25 protein-coding genes and 1 riboswitch are annotated in these 21,493 nt (G+C 45.1%); of the genes, 9 read left to right on the top strand and 16 right to left on the bottom strand.

Going from position 1 to position 21,493, the window contains the following annotated elements:
* Positions 1–144 precede the first annotated feature (144 nt).
* Both MY9_RS02580 and MY9_RS02575 read right to left on the bottom strand, forming a co-directional pair.
* On the bottom strand, positions 145–1,518 hold the full coding sequence (locus MY9_RS02580) for a UDP-N-acetylmuramoyl-tripeptide--D-alanyl-D-alanine ligase (protein ID WP_041521474.1): 1,374 nt from the start codon (positions 1,516–1,518) through the stop codon (positions 145–147).
* A gap of 71 nt (positions 1,519–1,589) precedes the next feature.
* Positions 1,590–2,675, bottom strand: a complete 1,086-nt coding sequence (locus tag MY9_RS02575; protein ID WP_014662845.1) for a D-alanine--D-alanine ligase — start codon at positions 2,673–2,675, stop codon at positions 1,590–1,592.
* 153 nt (positions 2,676–2,828) lie between these two features.
* Here MY9_RS02575 and MY9_RS02570 point away from each other — a divergent pair, with 153 nt between their 5' ends.
* A complete protein-coding gene (locus tag MY9_RS02570; RefSeq protein WP_003234326.1) occupies positions 2,829–3,149 on the top strand; it encodes a thioredoxin family protein in 321 nt (106 codons plus the stop codon).
* Between the two features lie 14 nt (positions 3,150–3,163).
* On the opposite strand, the gene MY9_RS02565 is transcribed toward MY9_RS02570, so the two are convergent.
* Entirely contained in the window at positions 3,164–4,036 is an 873-nt protein-coding gene (locus MY9_RS02565) for a cation diffusion facilitator family transporter (protein WP_014662844.1), read from the bottom strand.
* A gap of 246 nt (positions 4,037–4,282) precedes the next feature.
* On the opposite strand from MY9_RS02565, the gene MY9_RS02560 reads away from it, so the two are divergent.
* A complete protein-coding gene (locus MY9_RS02560; RefSeq protein ID WP_003225157.1) occupies positions 4,283–4,447 on the top strand; it encodes a Fur-regulated basic protein FbpA in 165 nt (54 codons plus the stop codon).
* Positions 4,401–4,580 carry a Fur-regulated basic protein FbpB gene (gene fbpB, locus MY9_RS02555; protein WP_080478162.1) on the top strand — a complete coding sequence of 60 codons (180 nt, stop codon included), beginning with the start codon at positions 4,401–4,403 and terminating at the stop codon, positions 4,578–4,580. The genes MY9_RS02560 and fbpB overlap by 47 nt, the downstream gene beginning before the upstream one ends.
* Positions 4,581–4,604: 24 nt before the next feature.
* Here the strand turns inward: fbpB and MY9_RS02550 are convergent, their stop codons facing one another.
* From MY9_RS02550 to dctS, 9 genes are all read right to left on the bottom strand, one after another.
* On the bottom strand, positions 4,605–5,750 hold the full coding sequence (locus tag MY9_RS02550; protein WP_014662843.1) for an acyl-CoA dehydrogenase family protein: 1,146 nt from the start codon (positions 5,748–5,750) through the stop codon (positions 4,605–4,607).
* Between the two features lie 129 nt (positions 5,751–5,879).
* Positions 5,880–6,215: a hypothetical protein gene (locus MY9_RS02545; protein ID WP_003225151.1), complete on the bottom strand. Its 336-nt coding sequence runs from the start codon at positions 6,213–6,215 to the stop codon at positions 5,880–5,882.
* 94 nt (positions 6,216–6,309) lie between these two features.
* Positions 6,310–7,050: an ABC transporter permease gene (locus MY9_RS02540; RefSeq protein WP_231560786.1), complete on the bottom strand. Its 741-nt coding sequence runs from the start codon at positions 7,048–7,050 to the stop codon at positions 6,310–6,312.
* Positions 7,051–7,069: 19 nt separating this feature from the next.
* On the bottom strand, positions 7,070–7,996 hold the full coding sequence (locus MY9_RS02535) for an ABC transporter ATP-binding protein (protein ID WP_014662841.1): 927 nt from the start codon (positions 7,994–7,996) through the stop codon (positions 7,070–7,072).
* Positions 7,997–8,086: 90 nt separating this feature from the next.
* On the bottom strand, positions 8,087–9,325 hold the full coding sequence (locus tag MY9_RS02530; protein WP_041521244.1) for a dicarboxylate/amino acid:cation symporter: 1,239 nt from the start codon (positions 9,323–9,325) through the stop codon (positions 8,087–8,089).
* Between the two features lie 72 nt (positions 9,326–9,397).
* Positions 9,398–9,528, bottom strand: a riboswitch (cyclic di-AMP (ydaO/yuaA leader).
* Between the two features lie 48 nt (positions 9,529–9,576).
* Positions 9,577–10,629, bottom strand: coding sequence for an AI-2E family transporter (locus MY9_RS02525; protein WP_014662839.1), 1,053 nt, complete (start codon positions 10,627–10,629; stop codon positions 9,577–9,579).
* Positions 10,630–10,776: 147 nt separating this feature from the next.
* The gene (gene dctP, locus MY9_RS02520; protein ID WP_014475862.1) at positions 10,777–12,042 is read right to left on the bottom strand and encodes a C4-dicarboxylate transporter DctP; all 1,266 of its coding nucleotides are present in this window, start codon (positions 12,040–12,042) and stop codon (positions 10,777–10,779) included.
* A 119-nt stretch (positions 12,043–12,161) separates the two neighbouring features.
* On the bottom strand, positions 12,162–12,842 hold the full coding sequence (dctR, locus tag MY9_RS02515; RefSeq protein WP_014662838.1) for a two-component system response regulator DctR: 681 nt from the start codon (positions 12,840–12,842) through the stop codon (positions 12,162–12,164).
* Complete coding sequence (dctS, locus tag MY9_RS02510) at positions 12,832–14,439, bottom strand: two-component system sensor histidine kinase DctS (RefSeq protein ID WP_014662837.1); 1,608 nt, start codon at positions 14,437–14,439, stop codon at positions 12,832–12,834. The genes dctR and dctS overlap by 11 nt, the downstream gene beginning before the upstream one ends.
* Before the next feature lie 69 nt (positions 14,440–14,508).
* Between dctS and dctB the strand changes: the two genes are divergently transcribed.
* Together dctB and MY9_RS02500 are read left to right on the top strand one after the other, a co-directional pair.
* Positions 14,509–15,561, top strand: coding sequence for a C4-dicarboxylate TRAP transporter substrate-binding protein DctB (gene dctB, locus MY9_RS02505; RefSeq protein WP_014662836.1), 1,053 nt, complete (start codon positions 14,509–14,511; stop codon positions 15,559–15,561).
* Positions 15,562–15,645: 84 nt separating this feature from the next.
* On the top strand, positions 15,646–16,467 hold the full coding sequence (locus tag MY9_RS02500) for a manganese catalase family protein (protein WP_014662835.1): 822 nt from the start codon (positions 15,646–15,648) through the stop codon (positions 16,465–16,467).
* 36 nt (positions 16,468–16,503) lie between these two features.
* On the opposite strand, the gene MY9_RS02495 is transcribed toward MY9_RS02500, so the two are convergent.
* The 4 genes from MY9_RS02495 to MY9_RS02480 all read right to left on the bottom strand — a co-directional run bounded on the left by MY9_RS02495 (position 16,504) and on the right by MY9_RS02480 (position 18,649).
* Positions 16,504–16,863: a YdbC family protein gene (locus MY9_RS02495; RefSeq protein WP_014662834.1), complete on the bottom strand. Its 360-nt coding sequence runs from the start codon at positions 16,861–16,863 to the stop codon at positions 16,504–16,506.
* A 2-nt stretch (positions 16,864–16,865) separates the two neighbouring features.
* Positions 16,866–17,198 carry a cupin domain-containing protein gene (locus MY9_RS02490; RefSeq protein ID WP_014662833.1) on the bottom strand — a complete coding sequence of 111 codons (333 nt, stop codon included), beginning with the start codon at positions 17,196–17,198 and terminating at the stop codon, positions 16,866–16,868.
* Between the two features lie 132 nt (positions 17,199–17,330).
* Positions 17,331–17,702 (bottom strand): glucose starvation-inducible protein GsiB, encoded by a 372-nt coding sequence (gene gsiB / locus MY9_RS02485; RefSeq protein ID WP_014662832.1) that lies wholly within the window; start codon positions 17,700–17,702, stop codon positions 17,331–17,333.
* Between the two features lie 128 nt (positions 17,703–17,830).
* A complete protein-coding gene (locus MY9_RS02480; RefSeq protein ID WP_014662831.1) occupies positions 17,831–18,649 on the bottom strand; it encodes an EcsC family protein in 819 nt (272 codons plus the stop codon).
* 118 nt (positions 18,650–18,767) lie between these two features.
* On the opposite strand from MY9_RS02480, the gene MY9_RS02475 reads away from it, so the two are divergent.
* The 4 genes from MY9_RS02475 to MY9_RS02460 all read left to right on the top strand — a co-directional run bounded on the left by MY9_RS02475 (position 18,768) and on the right by MY9_RS02460 (position 21,432).
* Complete coding sequence (locus MY9_RS02475; protein WP_014662830.1) at positions 18,768–19,220, top strand: DUF2188 domain-containing protein; 453 nt, start codon at positions 18,768–18,770, stop codon at positions 19,218–19,220.
* A 77-nt stretch (positions 19,221–19,297) separates the two neighbouring features.
* A complete protein-coding gene (locus MY9_RS02470) occupies positions 19,298–19,555 on the top strand; it encodes a GlsB/YeaQ/YmgE family stress response membrane protein (protein ID WP_003246519.1) in 258 nt (85 codons plus the stop codon).
* Between the two features lie 229 nt (positions 19,556–19,784).
* Positions 19,785–21,062 (top strand): Nramp family divalent metal transporter, encoded by a 1,278-nt coding sequence (locus MY9_RS02465; protein WP_014662829.1) that lies wholly within the window; start codon positions 19,785–19,787, stop codon positions 21,060–21,062.
* 103 nt (positions 21,063–21,165) lie between these two features.
* Entirely contained in the window at positions 21,166–21,432 is a 267-nt protein-coding gene (locus tag MY9_RS02460; protein WP_041521473.1) for a hypothetical protein, read from the top strand.
* Positions 21,433–21,493: the final 61 nt, after the last annotated feature.

Raw genomic sequence — 21,493 nt, 5'->3', positions numbered from 1 at the left:
TATGTTCGTATCGCGAAATAACCTATATATATTGTATCATAGCCGCAGCCGGCCAGATATACATAATTTCCGGCCGGCATACATTAGTGTTTGCACATCGAATGATTTTATGATGTAATATGATTTTTTTCGTAAATTATTTTCTTATGAAAGCGGGCTCTCTATTAAATCTTTAACGATTTCTTCAAGCTTCATACCTCTGGACGCTTTGAATAAAATCAAATCGCCTTTTGATGCGTTTTCCTTCACAGCTTGGAGGAGATCTTTTTTCTCAGTGTAGTGGCTGACACGGTCTTTCTCAAAGTGTTTCAGTGCGCCTTCCGCGATAAAAGCTCCCAGTTTTCCGTACGTAAAAACGCGGTCAATTTTCTCAGGGCTGATCACAGCGCCGCACTCTTGATGGAACGTTTCTTCCAGATCGCCGAGTTCAAGCATATCGCCGAGCACGAGCATTTTTTTGCCATAGCCTTCAAGACTTTCTGTCAATTGAATCGCAGCTTTCATGGAGGTCGGACTCGCATTATAAGCGTCATTGATTATCGAGAGGCCGCTGTCTGTTTTGATGAGTTCAAGTCTCATACCGGTTACCTTTAGGCCGCTCAGTCCCGTCGCCGCATCCTCAGGCGTGATGCCAAAATAAGCCCCAGCAGCAATTGCAGCCATGGCGTTCATCACATTGTGCTTGCCGAGTATCGGAATAAAAAACGATGTTTCCATCCCTTTGATTGTAAAATGGGTGCCTTCCTCACTCTGGCTGACATCCTGAAGCTGATAATCATTATGCGCTCCCATCCCGTACGTTTTCGTCCGGCAGCTGTATGCATTTTGAAGGAGCGGTTCGTCCCCGATATAAATCAGCACTCCATCTTCTTTAAGCCCGTTAATGATTTCAAGCTTCGCCTCCGCGATACCCTCTCTAGAGCCAAGGTCTTGCATATGCGATTCGCCGATATTCGTAATCACTGCCGCATCCGGGTTTGCCAGCCGGCTCAAGAGGTCAATTTCTCCTTTGGCGCTCATTCCCATCTCCAATACGGCGATCTCCGTATTTTCAGGCATCGCTAAAACCGTCAGCGGCATACCGATGTGATTATTGAAGTTTCCTCCTGTTTTGTGGACACGGTACCGGGTTCCCAGGACGGCGTGAATCATATCTTTCGTTGTCGTTTTGCCGTTGCTTCCGGTTACTCCGATGACACGCGTGCCAAGCTCCTGCAAATAGGCTTTTGCAAGCTGCTGAAGTGCGGTAAGGGTATCATCCACTAAAATGACGGCGTGATTCTCAGGCGGATTTGGCTCTGACCGATCCCAAAGAACGGCCGCTACACCGGCTTCAAAAGCCTGCTCCACAAAAGTGTGGCCGTCAAAACGTTCCCCTTTCAGCGGAATGAAAAGCTGATGTTGTTCCAGTTTTCTTGTATCGGTTGCCACTCCATGAATGACTGTTTGTTCATATTTCGGATTTGTCAATGTGCCATTGACCATTTCAGCAATGTTTTTTACTGTTCTCTTAATCAAGTGAGGTCCCTCTCTTTCTTTTGTATATACGGGAAAAAACACTGCCCTTTTACCGGCAGTGTCCTTCTTCATTAGAATGTATGCTTGATCAATTGTTTTTCAGCGTGGCGTTCTTTTGCAAGCTCCACAAGCTGTTCAATCAGGTCAGCGTACTCCACTCCGGCTTCTTTCCAGAGCAGCGGGAACATGCTGAAAGGTGTAAAGCCAGGCATTGTGTTGACTTCATTGATCAGAACTTCGCCGTCAGCTGTCAGGAAAAAGTCCGCTCTGACGAGTCCTGAACCATCGATCGCTTTAAACGCTTTGATCGCCATATCACTGATTGTTGCGTATTCCTCTTCGGTGACAATCGCCGGAATCATCAGATCAGTATCTCCATCCTCATATTTCGCTTTGTAATCGTAGAAATCCGTCTTCGGTGCGATTTCTCCCACAACAGAGCATTTAGGATCGTCATTTCCAAGAACGCCGATTTCGATCTCGCGGCCGTTGATGCCTTCTTCGACGACGACTTTGCGGTCATATTGGAAAGCAAGCTCAAACGCTTTTTGCAGTTCTTCACGGTTTCGGCATTTGCTGATTCCGACACTTGAACCAAGGTTTGCCGGTTTTACGAAGCAAGGGTAGCCTAGTTCCTGTTCAACCTGCTCACAGCATTCTTTCGGAGAACGAGTCCAATCCTTCTTAAGGAAAGCTGCGTATTTAGCTTGAGCAAGGCCGGCCTGCGCGAATAAATGTTTCATGACGACTTTGTCCATGCCTGCTGAGGAAGCAAGCACTCCGTTTCCGACATAAGGAATGTTCAAGAGCTCTAGCATCCCTTGGATCGTACCGTCTTCTCCGTTCGGTCCGTGGAGGAGCGGGAATACGACGTCGATTGCTTCATTTTGCTGTGACGCTTCCTGCGGAAACATCTCCTGGTTCAGGGCAGCTGGAGAAAAAGCACTGCCACCTTGCTCAAATTGAAGCATTTTCACGTTTGAAACAGGCTCAGTTAAACGGGCACCTCTTACCCATTCGCCTTTTTCTGTTATATAAATCGGATGTATATCAAACTTCTCAGTATTTAGCGCTTTGATTACAGCCAGAGCTGTCTGCAGGGAAACATTATGTTCTGCCGACTTTCCTCCGTACACTAATCCTAGACTTGTTTTCAATGGATACTCCCCCCACTACAATTCATCTTTACTATCTTATCACTTTCACAAGAAAATGATCTAATTATTTTTGGGCATGCTGATGTTGAATGCATTTGTATGTAATTCCTTTTTATTTTATATTAAAATGGCATTGAAAAGGAGATGTGACATATGAAAAAAATCACAACGAACGAACAATTTAATGAACTGATTCAATCTGATAAAGAAATCATTGTAAAGTTTTATGCTGATTGGTGCCCAGACTGCACACGCATGAATATGTTCATCGGCGATATTTTGGAAGAATATAATCAAAACGACTGGTATGAGCTGAATAAGGACGAGCTTCCTGACTTGGCTGAAAAATACCAAGTGATGGGCATTCCCAGCCTGCTTATCTTCAAAAACGGTGAAAAAACAGCTCACCTTCACAGCGCCAATGCCAAAACGCCTGAAGAAGTGACTGAATTTTTATCTGAACATATAAGCTAATTCGTTAAACAGCCTTATTTTATGTCGTCGGGCTCTACATGAACATGAACATGAGTGACATCGTGTTCATGTTTTATTTTGTCTTCTACTTCATCAGCCACTCCATGACCTTCTTCTACTGTAAGCTTCGGATCAACCGTAATGACCATTTCGATATGAACTGTGCTGCCTAAATACCTCGCTTTCACATCCTTTAAGCGATGCACATTTCCGATCCTCGCGACGGTCTGTCTGTAAGGCTCAAGATCTTTTAAATGGAAGCCGTCTGTTAAAGAATGTGAAGCGTCTTTAAAGATATCCCACGCCGTTTTGCAAATGATGATGCCGATGATAAAAGCCGTTACCGGATCAATCCACGGCAGCTGCAGCTGGGACGAAAAAACACCGATAAACGCGCCGGCACTTACAAAAGCGTCTGACCTGCTGTCCTTTGCCGCTGCCATCAGGGCAGAGCTTTTAATGGACGCTGCCAGCCTTTTGTTATATACATAGATGCCATACATAAACACAGCACTGCCTAACGCCGTCCATGCCGCGATAAGATTGGGCGTTTCCGTTGTGCCTCCCGCAATCGCTTTTCCTCCGCCGATTAACACTTCAATGCCGACTGCCATCATAATAAAAGACGCAATAAGAGACGAAATTGTTTCAGCCCGATAATGGCCGTACGGATGATCGCTGTCAGCTGGCCTTTGGGAAATCCGCAATCCTATGAACACCGCTAAGGACGCAACAATATCTGTTCCATTATTTAACCCGTCTGCTCTCAGCGCTTCAGAATGATATAGAATCCCAATGACTAGCTTCACAACAGCAAGGATGACATATGCAAAAATATTGAGGAGCGCCCCTTTTTCTCCCTTTTTCAGATTTTCTGTCCGCTCCATTGTATACCAGCCTCCATTCTATTACATAGTATGGTTCAAAACATGAAAAATAGCAGAACTGCGTTCAATGAAGCGGGACATTTCGACAGCAAATATTGCCCGGGAAACTTTTTGTCGATTTGTTGAATGTTTGTAAATTGGCAAAGAATAGGACTGTTTTCACCTTTACAGGCTATTGCGGGCATTGTATACTGAAGTTAATTGATAATGATTATCAATATCGTTTGATTGGAGGTTGGTGACACAATGACACCTCAGTCTGCAGAAATCAGAAAAAAACAGCTCATTCATCTGTTAATACAGAATGGTATATACAAAAAGTCAAAGCGTCATCTGTATGAATTGTCGCTGACGGAGTTAGAAAGTGAATACAAACATGTCAGGAGGGCGCCGGAGCATGCCGAAGCGTAAAATAAAAACTTACCAACAGCTGATCCAGGAAAACAAAGAGGCGATTATGGGCAATCCAAAGCTGATGAATGTTATTTATGACAGGATCGACCGCAAGCATCAAAAAAATCTGCAAGAGCAAAACAATACATAAAAAGAGCCGAAAAGGCTCTTTTTTTTATGACTCAAACGCTTCTGCTGCCAGGGTGTGTATCACGGCGTCATCCATCGGCGGGTTATGGAGACCGGCACGCACATCACGGTAATAGCGCTGAAGCGGGTTGGTTCGTTCAAGGCTTTTGGCTCCGACAATTCTCATCGCTTTATCAACAACAGACAGCGCAGCGTTTGTGACGATATGTTTCGCTGCACCGAGCTCGCTTGTCAAGTGTGGACGCCGTTCCGGATCGTCATATAATTGAGCGATATGGAAAAGAAAGTGTCTGGCATTAAGCAGTTCAAGCTCCATTTCACCTGTCCTTTGCTGTACGGCCGGGACATTCTTGATCGGTCCCTTCAAACTGTTTGGAGAATACTCAGAGGCAAATTGCACTGCATAGTCACGCGCAGCTTGTGCCACACCAAGATAAATCGCCGGAATGTGAAGCAGCCAGCCATTCGGCTTAGCTCCACGAGGCCCTTGAAGCAATTCAACCAGCTTATTCTCTTCAAGCATGACTTCGTTCAGTACAAGATCATGGCTCCCTGTCGCCCGCATCGCCAGCATATCCCACGTTTCTTCAATCGACAAACCGGGATCATCTTTATGAATGAGAAACACGCCTGTTGTTTGTTTGTCTTCAATCCATGCGGTTACTAAAAAATAATCCAGTGCTTGTGACATCGTCGTAAAGGTTTTTCTTCCATTCACTGCCCATTTGCCATCCTTTTTGACGGCGTTTGTACCCGGACGCCCTCCTCTCGTCGGGCTTCCGGTTTTCGCTTCAGTCGCCGCCCTGTTAATGACGGCTCCGTTTTGGACTTCCTTGGCAACAAATGCAAATACGTCTTCATCCCAGCTGTTTCCTTCTCCAAGCTCCCCGATTACGCTCAAATGCCAGCCGATGCTAAGAGCCGCAGGAGCATCTCCCCGTGCAAGCCGTTCTTGAAACAAGAGCATTTCGTAAACAGAAATGCCCCCTCCGCCATGAGAAGCTGGCAATGTTAATGCCGTATAGCCAGCATCACGCAGTTTTTGTATTTTCTCCACAGGAAAACGTCCCTGTTCGTCATCTTCAGCAGCAGTTTGCTGAAATTCATCCGCAATCCGTCCGATTTTCTCCATCCATTGCCGCTGTTGATCGTTTTGTATAAATAATGACATCCGGCAGCCCCCCAAGTTTTAATTCCGATAAATTTAATATGTATTATAGATTTCCTGCCATTTTTCCGCAACTGTTAATCTTTTTGTCCAGTATAGAAAAACACGCCGTTCCCCTAGGGAACAGCGCGATTACACAGGATTTGCATCCCGGTCTTGTTTCATGCCGAGATAAATCAGCATATATGTCAGGTAACCCATTGTCATCACCAGGCCGCCAAAGAAAAAGCTTGAGAAAATCGGCTCTTCAAAAGCGGTCACTGCAGCCAACACAATCCAGCTGGCATACAGATAGATGATAAAATAGCGAATGCCCGTCTTCATTTTATATATCATGTACAGCCCCACGAGAGAAAACAACCCTAGCGCGAGCCTGAAATAAACAAGATGTTCAAACTGAAACATGAATGACACAAATGAGAATCCAAGCAGCAATACGATCGGTAAAGCGGTAATAAAGTTCCTCAATCGAGACACCTCCGTCAGTACCTTTAGTATAAACCAAAATATCAAATGATATTGATTTACGTGAGCTTTTTCACAAAAATGTCATTCCTTGCCTTTAGACCCGAACATCCCGTTTACAGAAGCACCACCAGCCAACGACGATGAAGAATATCGCGTGTATGATGAGAATCCCAATTGAAAACAATGGCGTCATGCCTGAAAACAACGCTGTCTCTCCGCTTCTGTATTGTGTAAAGTCAGTGTTCGCAAAAAGCAAAAAGCTTCCCCACTTGTTTTCAAACAACTTCATGAGCTGAACAAGTGTACTCGCTCCGTATAAAACGACAAAGGAAACAACAACTGCTACCGCGCTATTTCGGAACAGCGAAGAACAAAGCAGGCCGAATAATCCCATCATCACGGCTTCAAGCCAGTTTGATCCGATCAGCGCCAAGGTGTTGATCAGCAATGTCTGTGATTCAGAGGTCACGGATGTGCCAAAAAACACGAGACCGAATAATAAAGCCAAAATGTAGTATGCCACATACAAATAAAAGCTGACCATTACGACTGTGATTAATTTTGACCAAAAAACCTTTTGGCGTTTAACCGGCCGAATGAGCAGAAATTTGATCGTCTTTTTATCAAATTCCATCGAAATAATTGTCGCAGCAATCACGATCGTTAAGGCCTGCAGCAAAATGTTCAGGCTCGGTGTATACGATAAATAACCGATGAAGTTTTCATCTGTCCCGGCACTGACGACAATCCGTTTAATGATCAATGCCATAAAAAATTGAAAGACAGCCATCAGGATCAGAGAAACCAAAGTGACCTTCCGATTAAAAAGTTTCATATGTTCATTCCAAATTAATTTAGACAAGCTCTTCTCCCTCCTCTTGATGAGCAGTCGTCGCTTTTATAAATTCGTCTTCCAGTGATTGCGTGTAAGGCGTAATGGAGAATACATTCAGACCTTGTCCAACAAGTGATCGGTTCAGCTCCGGAATGTTTTCTTTTGCTACCTCAACTACAATCGTCCCAGCTTGGCGCTCAGCTTGATATTGATTACCTGTCAGCCAATTGAGCGCTTTTTCTTGCGGCTGCACTTCTATAATCGCTTTTTCTGTGGTTTGATCAGTTCCTTGTAAGCTGACTTCCGCTTTGATCTCACCCTTTTGAATGATGATGACACGGTCGCACAGATCTTCAACCTCGCGCAATAAATGAGTGGCGAACAGGACTGCTGTTCCTTCCACTTCTGCGAGCTCCTTAATATGATCGCGAAAATCCTTCATCCCCGCAGGATCGAGGCCGTTTGTCGGTTCATCTAGAATGAGAAGCTTCGGCCGGTGAAGAATTGCCTGAGCTATTCCCAGACGCTGCCGCATTCCAAGAGAATAGGTTTTCACTTTATCATGAATGGCTGACGTCAGCCCGACACGTTCCACCACTTCATCAAGCCGTTCATCCGTTATTTTCCTGTGCATATTCGCAAAGTGCTTGAGGTTTTCCCAGCCTGTCAGGTACGGATAGAACTCAGGGTTCTCGACGATCGCTCCAACCGCTTCCATCGCTTTTTCAAACTCTGTATCATGCTGGAATCCGCTGATTGTCACGCTTCCGCTGTTTTGTTTCAGCAGCCCGACGATGATACGGATAAGTGTTGTTTTTCCGGAACCATTCGGACCGAGCAGACCGATGATTTCACCCTCCATGACGTCCATGCTGATCTGTTTTAAAATCGCTTTAGACCCAATCTTTTTATCGAGGCCTTCAATATGTAAAATCGGCTCAGCCATAAAGCCTTCCTCCTTTTTCAACCAAAAATAAACAGTGCCCAAAATTAGGCACTGTTTGTATTATAGCATTTGTTGCTTCCAAATGTTTGGTTAAACCGATAGAGTCGGCGCTTGCTCAGTCTGCTTATTCTTTTCGGTTTCTGTAATGATGACAGCGCAGGCCGCGTCACCTGTTGTGTTCACCACTGTACGGAGCATATCAAGCAAGCGGTCAATTCCAAGAATCAATCCGATTCCCTCGACAGGCAGGCCGACAGATTGAAGCACCATGGCTAGCATAATCAAACCGACTCCCGGAACACCAGCGGTTCCGACACTTGCCAGCACAGCTGTCAGGATTACCATCAGCAGCTGCGTGAATGTCAGATCATGCCCGAACACCTGCGCGATGAAAACGGTGGCTACCCCTTGCATGATGGCTGTTCCGTCCATATTAATTGTCGCACCGAGCGGCTGGACGAAGCTGCTGATTGGCTCAGGCACTTTTAATTTTTTCTGAGCCACATCCATAGATACCGGGAGTGTCGCATTGCTGCTGGAGGTACTGAACGCCACAACCATAACCTCTGAGAAATCTTTAAAGAACGTGATCGGATTTCTTCTGGCTAAAAGCGCTACTGTAGATCCGTAGGTAACGACTGCATGTATCAGCAATGCAACGGTTACCACAACCATGTACAATCCCATCGCTTTCATTGCACTGAATCCTTGGCTTCCGATAGCTGTCGCAATCAGACCGAATGTACCATACGGAGCGAACTTCATGACAAGATTCACCAAGTACATCATCAATTCATTTCCTTGTTCAACGACTTTGAGAAGCATATCCGCTTTTTTTCCGAGCATTGTAATCCCTAGTCCGACAAAAATGGCAAAAGCAATAATTTGCAGCATATTTCCTTCCGTCATCGCTTGAACAGGGTTGGTCGGAATAATGTTTAACAGAGTGTCTGCAATGCTTGGGGCTTTTTCAGCAGTAAATTCGGCAGATGAAGTATCATACGTTCCGAACTCTCCCGGTTTGATGACAAGAGCTAAAATAATGGCAATCGTAATAGCGACTGCAGTCGTGATGAGAAAATAAGAAATGGCTTTCACACCGATTCTGCCAAGCTTCTTAGGATCGCCCAACCCGGCTACTCCCAGCGTCAGTGAGAAAAAGACAATCGGAACGACAAGCATTTTAATGAGGTTTAAAAAGATGGTGCCTAGAGGACCAAATACAAACTTATTTAAATTTTCAAATAATTCAGGTGATGTTACGTTAAGAATAATCCCCGTCACAGCACCCAGCACCAATGCAATGATAATCTTTGTAGCCAGCTTCATCCGCATTCCTCCCTCTTTTGAAAAAAGCCCGCGAGAGACTCCCGCGGGCTTTGGCTATACAATCAAACCACAGGACTCTCTCTTCACGCTGATGAGGTTAGCTGACGGGTTCGGACGAAGAGATGTCCGTTTTTCAGATGAAAAATTAACCCCAAAAGATCGGGTCCCCCACTCCTTGTTATAGGATTAAGCGTGTGGCTTACTATTATATGATCTATTTTATTTATACAGAAAAGATCCAATTTTGTAAACTATTTTTTGTTACTTTTTTCTCTGGATCTTTTAGGTCGATCCTCCTTGTTGGTGACATCAAGAATATCAAGGAGAAATACAAAGATCGGAATCCCGATAATTAAGCCCCAAATGCCGAAAAAATGTTCAGAGAAAATGAGTACTGTGAAGGTGAAAAAGATTGGCAGCTCTGTTTTCGCAGACATCAGCTTTGGATTTAAGAAATAGGTTTCGATCGCATGAATGGCGAATATGACAAGCACAATGTAAAGCACATACATTCCGCCGCCAGTGCTGTAGGCGATAATGCTGAGCGGAATCAGGGAAATGACGACGCCTGCCACAGGGATCAATCCAAGGAAGAACACCATAATAGACAGCCCAAACAGCTGCGGGAAGTGCATAATCCAAAGCGCGATAAACGTCAGAATACAATTGACGAGCGCAATGATAAATTGTGCCTCAAGCACCTTGCCGAACGTTCTGGCAAATTTGCTTCCGAAAAAAGCAATTTCCTCATAAAAGACCCTCAGTTTGCTCGTTTTAAATTTCGCCATGAATTCAGAAAGGCGTTTTTTCTCAAATAAGAAAAACATGCTGAGGATAAGCGCCATCACGACCTGCAAACCGAATGTGCTGATATCGGCCAGATACGTATACACTACATTGAAGCCCTCTTTGACATATGAACTGATGTTGATATCTCCGAAAACACTGGTGATCTCATCAAAGAAAGGGATGCTGTCAGGGTGATACGCAATATGTTTAATCTGCTTAACCAGCTGCTGGATCTGCGCCGCGACGACCGGATAAAATACAAAACCTCCGACTGTTAGCAGCACAGCAAGCAGCATGTAAAGAAACGTAATGACAACCCGCTGGCTCACGCGGAAGAACTGGCTTACAAACTGCCGCACGACAAGCTCCAAACGATCCATTAAAAACGTGAAAATGAAGGTAAGCAATATTAAGTTGATCATGCTCTTAAATAGATATAACACACCAGTTAACACGACAAAGATGGAGAAACGTCTTACTCCCGGGTGCTGAAAAAATTTAACTAAAGCGGCCATTTATACACTCCTGTTAGGACAAACGTCCTTCATTCAATATAGTATCCATTTGTAAATTATATAACAAAAAAATGCTGAGGTCTCTGTCCTTACCTTAATAATTCTTAAACAATTAAAAAAACGGCCCATGAATGGGCCGTTCTTTTTTCAAACTGCTGTTTTCATTTTTTTCATGCCTTCAACAGCCTCTACGCTTTTTGCTTCATCAAATTCATTTTCGCTTTTTGCAACAATGATCGTGGCGATTCCGTTTCCGATCAGGTTCACAATGGCTCTTCCTTCACTCATGAAACGGTCGACACCAAGCAGGAGTGCAAGCCCCTCCAGCGGAATGACCTGAAGCGCTGACAGCGTTGAGGCAAGGACGATAAATCCACTCCCCGTCACACCTGCCGCTCCCTTCGATGTCAGCATCAGAACGAGGATAATCGTAATTTGCTGGCCGATGCTGAGGTCTACTCCAAACACCTGTGCCAAAAAGACCGTCGCCATAGATAAATAAATGGATGTGCCGTCGAGGTTAAACGAATAGCCCGTCGGAATCACAAGCCCGACAACGGATTTGGAACAGCCGTAGCGCTCCATTTTATCCATCATACGCGGAAGCACCGATTCGGAAGAGCTTGTGCCAAGCACGATCAGAAGCTCATCTTTAATGAAGCGCAGGTAATTCCACAGGCTGAATCCGTAAAGCTTGCAGATGATATTTAAAGCAACAAATACGAACAGGAACATCGTAATATAAACAGACATCATTAAGCTTGCCAGCGGTTTGATGGAATCGAGCCCGAAGTGCCCGATCGTATACGCCATCGCCCCGAATGCCCCGATTGGCGCGGCTCGCATAATGTAGCCGATGATTTTGAAAAAGACGTGAGAAACCTTGTCGAAGAAATCAATGACGCTTTTCCCTTTTTCACCTAATGCCGCAAGACCGACTCCGAAAAGAATAGAAAAGAATAAGACCTGCAAAATGTCCCCTTTTGCGAAGGCATCAACCATGTTGGACGGAACAATGTGTGTCACAAATTCAATCCAGTCGATTCCCTGACCGCCATTTTGCGTGTATTGTGATACATCTCCCTTTTCAAGCTTGCTGTAATCAAGACCCGCACCCGGCTTCATGATGTTGACGACAAATAAACCGATAATGAGTGCGAGGGTGGTGACAACCTCGAAATAGATAAACGCTTTTCCCCCTACTTTTCCAACCTTCTTCATATCGCCCATTTTTGCAATCCCGAGAACGATTGTGAAGAAAATGATTGGTGCGATCACCATTTTAACAGCGTTGATAAATGTATCGCCAAGCGGTTTCATTTCTTTGCCGACATCCGGCCAGACCAGCCCGACAATGACCCCGATGATGACCGCGGTTATGACCTGAACTGTTAAATTTTTAAACAGTTTCATATCCTTCATCCCCCTGTCCTATTCGCCTTTGTGTCTTTCTTACTAGAATGATAGCGTTTTCATATGGTCTGGGGAAGTTTATGATCATAACGGACATTTTGGTCTTTTTGGTCTCAGGTTTATCCTTTTAACACGTAGCGGTTGACCGGCCGGCCGACTCCGCCATATTGAACGTCCAATTTGATGATCCCGTTTTTTTCTAAGTAATCAAGATATCGTCTGGCTGTCACTCTGGCGATGCCGAGCGCCTTGGCGACCTCTTCCGCAGAAAGGGATGCGGTTTGCTGTTTCAAAAATGCAGTGACTTCATTCATCGTGAAGTGATTCAACCCTTTCGGCAGATCCTGTACGGCCTGCTGCGGAATATTCAGGATCGCATCGAGCTGTTCCTGGGACAGCGTATCATTCGCTTCGATTTTTTGTTTATATTGCTTGTACTTTTCGAGCGCCTGTCTCATTCGCTCAAGCTTAAACGGCTTTAAGATATAGTCAGCCGCCCCGTTTTGCAGCATAAGTGAGATCGTTTCCTTGTCTTTTGCAGCGGAGACGACAATGACATCCACTTCAAGCTTTTGCTTTCTGATCTCCTGCAAAGTCTTGATGCCGTCTTTTTTCGGCATGTACACATCGAGAATGACGAGATCAGGCTGTTCTTCTTTAATCAGCTTAATGCCTTCCTCTCCGTTTCCTGCTGTTGCACAGACAGTAAAGCCTTTAACAGTTGTAATAAAATCCTTATTGACCTCTTGAACCATCGGATCGTCTTCAATGAGCAGAACCTTCCATTCTTTACGAGCCATGCTGTGCTTCCTCCCCCTTCATTGGAAAAACGATAGAAAAAGATGTCCCCTGCCCCGCATGTGAATCAACTTCTATCGTACCCGATCCTTTGTCTATGATTTGTTTCACTAAATACAGGCCATAGCCTGTGCCGCCTGTTTTATTGACCGTAAAACCTTTGTCATAAAGGTGCGGCATATGTGCCTGTTCAATCCCGCAGCCGTTATCTTCTATTAAAATAGCAAGGATATCATCCGTTTGTTCGATACTAATGTCAATTCGTTTGTCATCAGATTGAACGGTTTCAAAAGAACCGAAGGCATTTTCAATCAGATTCCCCAAAAGCACGACGATATCATGCTGATCAACATGCTCGGGAAATTGCTGAAGACTGCTGTTTTCATCTATATGAACAGCAATGCCGAGCTCCCTTCCCCTTCTGATTTTACTTAATAGAAGGCCGGCCGCAGCGTCATTTTGAATCGAGCGGTGCAAAAATTCAGTCACATTTTCCTGCTCAGTTGATGCCTGGAATGCAAGCTGCAAGGCTTTTTCAGATTTCCCCAGCTGGATGAGACCGGCGATCGTGTGCAGCTTATTCATATGCTCATGATTTTGGACACGGAGCGCCTCCACAAAGTTTCTGACACCAGTCAATTCCTCTGCCATCTTGGCTGCTTCCGTTCTGTCCTGAAAAATCGCGACGGCGCCGATCACTTTTTTCTTCATGACGATCGGAATTCTGCTGCTCATGATGACCTTACCGCTGACACGAATTTCTTCATTATAAACCGCTTTGTTTCGCTCCACGATTTCGGGCAGGCGCGAATCCTTGAGAACCTCCCAGATCACCTTGCCGATCAGATCCCCCTGCACTTCAAAGATCTGTTTCGCTTTTTCATTGAAAATCGTAATGATGAGACGGTTGTCAATGGCGATCACCCCTTCATTCATCGAGTGAAACGTCGCCGTCCGCTCTTCATACATTCGGACAATCTCATGTGGCTCAAGCTGAAACATTTGTTTTTTGATATGACGGGCAAGCAAAAAGGAACCCGCAAGTCCGAAGCCGAGTGTCAGCACAACGATGAATGCGATATCACGCTTTAAATGAAGCAGGATGTCAGCAATCCCCGGCAGTGTTTTTCCGACAAGCACCACGCCAATTTGGTTGAGGTCGTGATCCTTAACCGGATAAAAAGCGCGAACCGCCGTGCCGATCTCGCCCTTTGCTTCAGAGAAATAAATGTGCTCCGCAAACGCCGCCTCCTCGTCTGCTCCCTCTGATTTCTTGCCAATGCTAGTGCTGACAGGATGCGTATATCGAATGTGATTCATATCCATGACGACAATATAGTCTGCTTCATTAATCATCCTGATTTCTTCAACCGCATGGCGAACCGCTTCTGTTCGTTTTTTTTGCGTCAAAGCTTCTTTCACTTCTGTCATCTCTGACACCGTCCGGGCCGTATTCATCAGCCGCTTTTTCAGCTCCCGCTCCTCTGTATGCTGAATGTTGCCGATGAGCACAATGCCGCCGATCAAAAAGGAGAAAATGACGAGGATATAGGATAAGATCGTGATTTTCCAACGGATTGAGAGCTTCTTTTTGTTCATCAGCTTCTCCTTTCAGGTCTTTACGAATGTCATTGCCCCCATTATCCTTAACATAGGGGAGGGCTTTTCATGAAGAGTTTGCTTGCATGTCTCGCGCTGATGATCGCTGGAATTGCAACCGCTTTATTTATCGGATTCCATGATCATACCGGCAATAAAGAGATTGTTTATGATGACGACCAGGAAGGCTTGCAGGATCAAATCGTCTTTAAATTCAGCCACGTGGTTGCTGAAAATACGCCAAAAGGGCTGGCCGCCAATAAATTCGCTGATTTGGTGAACGAAAAATCAGGCGGGAAAATAAAAATTGAAGTATTTCCGAATGGAAGCCTGTACTCGGACATTGAAGAAATCGAAGCATTGCAAAACGGCGATGTTCAATTTATTGCCCCCTCCACATCGAAGCTCGGCATGCTCTCGCCTGAATGGGGAGTGCTGGATCTACCGTATGCTTTTACAGATTACAATGCCGCCAAAAAAGGGCTGAACGGAAGCATCGGCACACAGCTGTTTGATTCTCTAAAGAAAAACCAATTAAAAGGACTGGCCTATTGGACAAACGGCTTTAAACAAATCACGACAAATCAAGGGCCGGTCAGAACCCCGGATGATTTAAAAGGGCAGGATCTCCGGATTATGCAAAGCGATGTGATTGAGGATCAGTTCAAGCTGCTTGGCGCAATACCCCATCAGGAATCCTTCAATTCTACCTTTCAGCTGCTAGAAAACAATGTAGTTGATGGTGAAGAAAATACAATCTCAAACATCTATTCTAAAAAATTTTATAATGTTCAGGACTATTTGACAATAAGCAGCCATGGTTACCTCGGCTACGCTGTCATGACTGATGAGCATTTCTGGAAGGCGCAAACCCCAGAAACAAGGCGCATTTTGACTGAAGCGATGAAGGAGACAACGGAGTGGAATGAAACGTATGCCGAACAAATGAACAAGGAGCAGCTGGAGGAAATCAAAAAGAATTCTGCTATACATATTTATGAGCTGTCAGATAAAGAGAAAAAAGAATGGATGAAGCGTCTTGATCCTGTTTACCGGCAGTACGAGCCAATCTTTGGCCGGAAGCTGATCAAGGAACTATTGGAGCTCCGAAAAGATTCATAGTTCCCATCTCGATACGCTGGTTTTCGTTTATCTTTCTATTGATCGGAAATATAAAAAGAGATAATCGAAAAAGGAGATGGGTACATGTTTAAGCATACAAAAATGCTGCAGCATCCTGCTAAACCAGATCGTCCAGATCCATTATTCGCTAAAAAATTGCAAGAAATTTTAGGCGGGCAATTCGGAGAAATTTCAGTTGCCATGCAGTACTTATTTCAAGGCTGGAACACAAGAGGAAATGAAAAATACAAGGACTTGCTGATGGATACGGCAACCGAGGAGCTCGGGCATGTTGAAATGATCGCAACGATGATCGCCAGACTTCTAGAGGACGCCCCTCTTGATCAGCAGGAAAAAGCCGCTGAAGATCCGGTCATCGGCTCCATCCTGGGCGGCATGAACCCTCACCATGCAATTGTATCAGGACTTGGCGCCATGCCGGAAAGCAGTACAGGCGTACCTTGGAGCGGCGGTTATATCGTAGCAAGCGGAAACCTGCTGGCAGACTTCCGCGCCAACCTGAATGCGGAATCACAGGGACGTCTGCAGGTCGCACGCCTGTTTGAAATGACGGATGACAAAGGCGTCAAAGATATGCTCAGCTTCCTGCTGGCGCGTGACACGATGCACCAAAATCAATGGCTCGCCGCCATTAAAGAATTAGAAGCACAGGAAGGTCCGGTTGTGCCGGGCACATTCCCGAAAGCACTCGAAAAACAAGAGTTCTCACATCAGCTTATCAATTTCTCTGAAGGCGAAGAAAGCGCCAAGCAAAACTGGCTGAATGAAAAAGCGCCGGACGGAGAAGCCTTTGAATATGTGAAAGAAGCAAAAACGTTTGGAGAAAAACCGGAGTTAAAACCAGCACCGCCTTTTGTTCATAATACACTTCCGGGACGCGAGTAAAGACACAAGCCCAAAACATCATGTTTTGGGCTTTGATTATGCCTTCAGAACCGTCCAGTCTGGTTCGTATTGAATGTCTGGGTTATGTAACAGATCGTGAACGAACGATTTATCCTCTTCGTACAGTGTCACCTCTAGCGAAAGAATCACAGCCTTCTGTTCGTTATCATCGTAAATGCTGTCATGTTCGTTCTCCATAAAATGATCATAGGCTTCTCTGTTTTCCCATACGCTGATGATTTCTGCGGTGAGCGGCCCGTCTATCGTTTTTCGCCAGCCGCCGGCCTGTTTGATGAAGCCATTTACATGTGATAGTGCTTCCCACTCTGACTGCGCTTTTGCAAATGCTTCAGCATTTGCAGTGTCTACTTCACATACAATCCTTTTGATCAGCATGGCTACTCCTCTATGATGACGGTTTCGGCTTGTTTATGCTCGACACAGAGATTCACCGTTCTGACGTAAGAGCGTGTGCGGTGAACCGTGCCTTTCGGGATGAGCAGGCTGTCATTTGCTTTGAGCACCGCGGTTTCTTTGTCCTTAAAGTCGATCAGCAGCTCACCTTCAAGAACAATAAACAATTCGTCTGAGTCAGGGTGATGGTGCCAGTCATATTCTCCTGTAAACACCGCAAGGCGCACGCAGTGGTCGTTGACCTCTGAAATTGAAAAATTGGCGTGTTTTTCTTTGACTTCGTTTGCAATAGCGAGCAAGTTTTGCATTTCGGACATTAGCGAAAACCCCTTTTTCACTTATTGTATCGCATTGTCGCATAAATTGAGAAAATTCCCGAAATAAAAATCGATCCAGCTGATGTGCCGGATCGATTTTTATTTACAGGTTGTCTGCCTTTATGCTTTTGATTAGTCGTTGTTGCGGGCGTTTCCGCCTTTTGAGCCGATTTCTTGGTAGAATTCTTTATCATGATTTTTGCTTGTAGCCTCTCCGCCTTTACGGCCGATTTCTTGATAGAATTCTTTATCATGATTTTCGCTAGTGGCTTCTCCGCCTTTTTCACCGATTTCTTGATAGAACTCTTTGTCATGATTTTCGCTAGTGGCTTCTCCGCCTTTTTCACCGATTTCTTGATAGAATTCTTTGTCATGGTTATTGCTAGTGGCTTCTCCGCCTTTTTTCCCAATCTCTTGATAGAATTCTTTGTCATGGTTCTTGCTTGTTGTTTCTCCGCCTTTTCTACCTGCTTCTTCTCTGCTCATTTTGTTATTGTCTGCCATTTTGAATTCCTCCTTTAATTGGTGTTGGTTGTTGTATTCCCGCTATCAATTCTTTTAAACAAACAAAACACATTGGGTGTGTTTTCAATAAAAAAAGCAGGCGGATCGCGGTGTCCGTCTGCTTTCTGCTATTCCATCTCTCGTTCTGTTTCTTTCAGCCGTTCAAGAATGCGCCTCTTTTTGTACAGCATCATGCCTGTCTCGGTAATGTCGTTTAATGTTGAGCGATTGGCAGCGGCGCCAAAAACCATTCCGGCGACCGGCACCAGCTGGAATAGCTTTTTCCAGCCAAACGTGTCCCGATAGCCTAAAACGACTTCTCGCCAGCCTTGGATTTGAGATGCGACATTCTTATATGTACGGTCTTGATCGTAGTGTTTTAATTCTTGCAAAATCGATCTTTTGCCGACAACATCAGCCGACGTCAGCTGCAAACATTTCACAATGAAGACGCGTTCTTTTTTCTCCTTTGGGTCATAGCCGTATGCAACTGCGATATCCTGTAATGTTTTTAGTGATAAGCCAAGCACTGCCGGAATGTCTGCCGCCAGTGTAAACACGCCGCCCACACCGGTTGTCGCGCCTTGAACGGTTGCTGCGTTGATTCTGTTTTTGCCCATTCCTTCCGCAATTTCATCCATGACAGGAAGAGGCGCTTTCCGGACGTCCTCCAGCGATTCAAAGATCTCCTCCGGCAGTTTCTTTTGAAACATCCTGATAATCTGTTTTTCAGATGTCAGGTACTGTCCTCCTGTTTGAACAAAGCTGCCGATCTCATCCAAGAGCTTGCCGATCTTTTTCTGAATGAATTCAGGTGTCAGCTTGTCCAGCAGCTGAAACGGGAGACGGCCGAGCTTTTCCCAAAACCAGACTTTTTGCTGAGCTTTTTCCCATTTTTCTATCTCTTTTAATTGCTGGTGTAAGTCTTCTTTTCGTTCTGTTGTCACTCAACCCGCACTTCCCTTCCGTTTTTTCTACTATATAGTATACCTTCATTTGTTCAGATGCGTTTTTATTTTTCACCTGCGGGTACCATTTTTATAAAAGAAAAAGGAGTGATGGGACATGCCATGGTCAATGAAGGATTATCCCGCTTCATTAAAAAACCTTGAGAAGCCGGTCAAGAAAAAAGCAATTGATATTGCGAATGCGATGATTGATGAGGGCTATGAGGACGGACGTGCGATCCCGATCGCGACAAGCAAAGCGAAGGAATGGGCGGAAAACGCATCTACAGATGAAATTGATGATTTTCTTAAACATGATGACGAGACAGAACGCGATGATGGTTCCAACAGCGGCGGAGACCCAGAACTCATGCATAAAGCAGAGCATGTCATCAAGCATAAAAACGGCTGGGCAGTCAAAGCCGAGGGAGCCAAACGTGCGTCTGACATCAAGGATACAAAGAGAGAAGCGATTGAACGGGCAAAGGAAATCGCTGCGCATAAAGGCACTGAGGTCGTTGTCCATTTGGCTGACGGCAGTGTGCAGAGAACGATCAAAACGGGATCATAAAGCGATGTGCTTTTAGGTGTTTCGAAATAATCAGGAGCGGTTATTGATTGGTAAATCATTTATGAGAGGTGATCATGATGCTTAGCTTTTTGGTTTCATTAGTTGTTGCTATCGTTATCGGATTAATTGGAAGCGCCATTGTAGGAAACCGGCTGCCGGGAGGAATTTTCGGCTCTATGATTGCCGGGCTGATCGGCGCTTGGATCGGACACGGACTTCTTGGCACTTGGGGACCAAGCCTCGCCGGCTTTGCTATTTTCCCGGCCATCATCGGGGCAGCCATCTTCGTGTTCTTGCTGGGCCTGATATTCCGCGGGCTGCGGAAGGAAGCCTAGACTCATTAGATACAGGAGGCATCGTTTCGAACTGAAACGATGTCTTTTTATATGGGACCTTATCCCGAATCCCTACATATCATGTTACATAACAGGGAAAAATTCAGGAATGTATTTTGAACATTTTCGGTTGACAAGAAACCGGGATGGTCATATGATGTAGATAAAATAATTTGCCTTAAGGAAACTCTTTGTTGTACGGCAAAAACAATCAGAATTCAGGTGAGACATGATGAACAAGGACATCACAGCACAATCTCCCCGTTCCAAAGCCGTCCAAGATGCGCTTGACGGGAAAATCAGAGGATTCAGAGGGCTGCTCCCTTTTCTTGGCCCTGCATTTATAGCAGCCATCGCCTATATTGATCCCGGCAACTTCGCAACGAATATTTCGGCGGGTTCTAAATACGGATATATGCTCTTATGGGTAATATTATTTTCCAATATCATGGCGCTTTTAATTCAATCCCTATCCGCCAAACTTGGGATTGCGACAGGCAAAAATCTGCCTGAGGTTGCCCGTGAAGAATTCCCGAAGCCTGTCTCGATTGGATTATGGATTCAGGGCGAGCTTGTCATTATCGCAACTGATTTGGCGGAATTTATCGGAGCGGCTCTAGGACTGTATTTGCTGTTCGGCATTCCGATGCTTGAAGCGTCTATTATAGCGGCGATCGGTTCTTTCGCGATCTTGGAGCTTCAGCGCCGCGGTTATCGCTCACTTGAAGCCGGCATCGCCGGTATGCTGTTTGTGGTCGTGATCGCCTTTGCACTGCAGACATTTTTCGCAAAGCCTGATGCCGTGTCAGTGATGAAGGGCCTCTTTGTCCCAGCGTTTCATGGCACTGACAGTGTGCTCCTTGCAGCGGGTATTCTCGGCGCAACTGTTATGCCGCACGCCATTTATTTGCACTCTGCCCTTACACAGCGGCGGGTGGTTGGCAAAACGGATGCAGAACGGAAAAAAATCTTTAGATTTGAATTTATTGATATTTTAATAGCGATGCTGATTGCAGGGGCTATTAATGCAAGTATGCTGATTGTGGCTGCCGCATTATTTTTCAAAAACGGCCTGTTTGTTGAGGACCTTGATGTCGCGTTTCAGCAATTCGGACATCTTGTCAGCCCTATGTCTGCGGCTTTATTCGGAATTGGGCTGCTCGTTGCCGGGCTATCCAGTTCGTCTGTCGGCACACTTTCAGGCGACGTGATTATGCAAGGATTTATCAACTACCGCATCCCGCTGTATGTACGGCGGTTTATCACGATCATTCCGCCGATCTTGATCATCGCGTCTGGCGTAAATCCGACGACCGCTCTCGTCTTGAGCCAGGTCGTGCTGTCTTTCGGGATCGCCTTTGCCCTCATTCCGCTGATTCTGTTTACAAGCAATAAACGGATCATGGGATCTCTGATCAACGCCAAATGGGTCACAGTGGTGTCTTGGCTGATTGCAGTATTGATCGTCGCTTTGAATGTGTTTTTAATTGTAGATACGTTTCGATAAAAAAACCGGCTGCAAAGCCGGTTTTTTATTTTTGGCAAAAGCTCATTGATACCCTTTTTGACAGAGATTTGTTATGATAGAAGAAAAAATCGGAGTTTTGATGATGTCAGTATTTATTTTGTTTTATTTGTGGATTGTTCCTATTGTCATCGGCATTATATGTTCTGTCGCTGCCTATAAATCCAAAGGGAAAATGAGAATCGCGCCCGGCATTGCCATGATCGTGCTCAGTATCATTTCCTTGATCACCGCGTTTACGGCCGGACACACGAATTTTCACGTGTTTATCGGCGGCATGTTTTTATTCGGCACCTTCTTGGTCGGTTCTGCTTTTCCTTTCTTTTTCGGGCTGAAGAAAAAAGAGAAATAACCCTATACTGAGAAGAGCTCTGTAAGATTTGATAAGAATAAACAAATGAAACATACAAGGA

The organism is Bacillus sp. JS (genome assembly GCF_000259365.1).
Taxonomy (GTDB): Bacteria; Bacillota; Bacilli; order Bacillales; family Bacillaceae; genus Bacillus; species Bacillus stercoris.
This window is presented reverse-complemented; position numbering and strand designations above follow the sequence as displayed.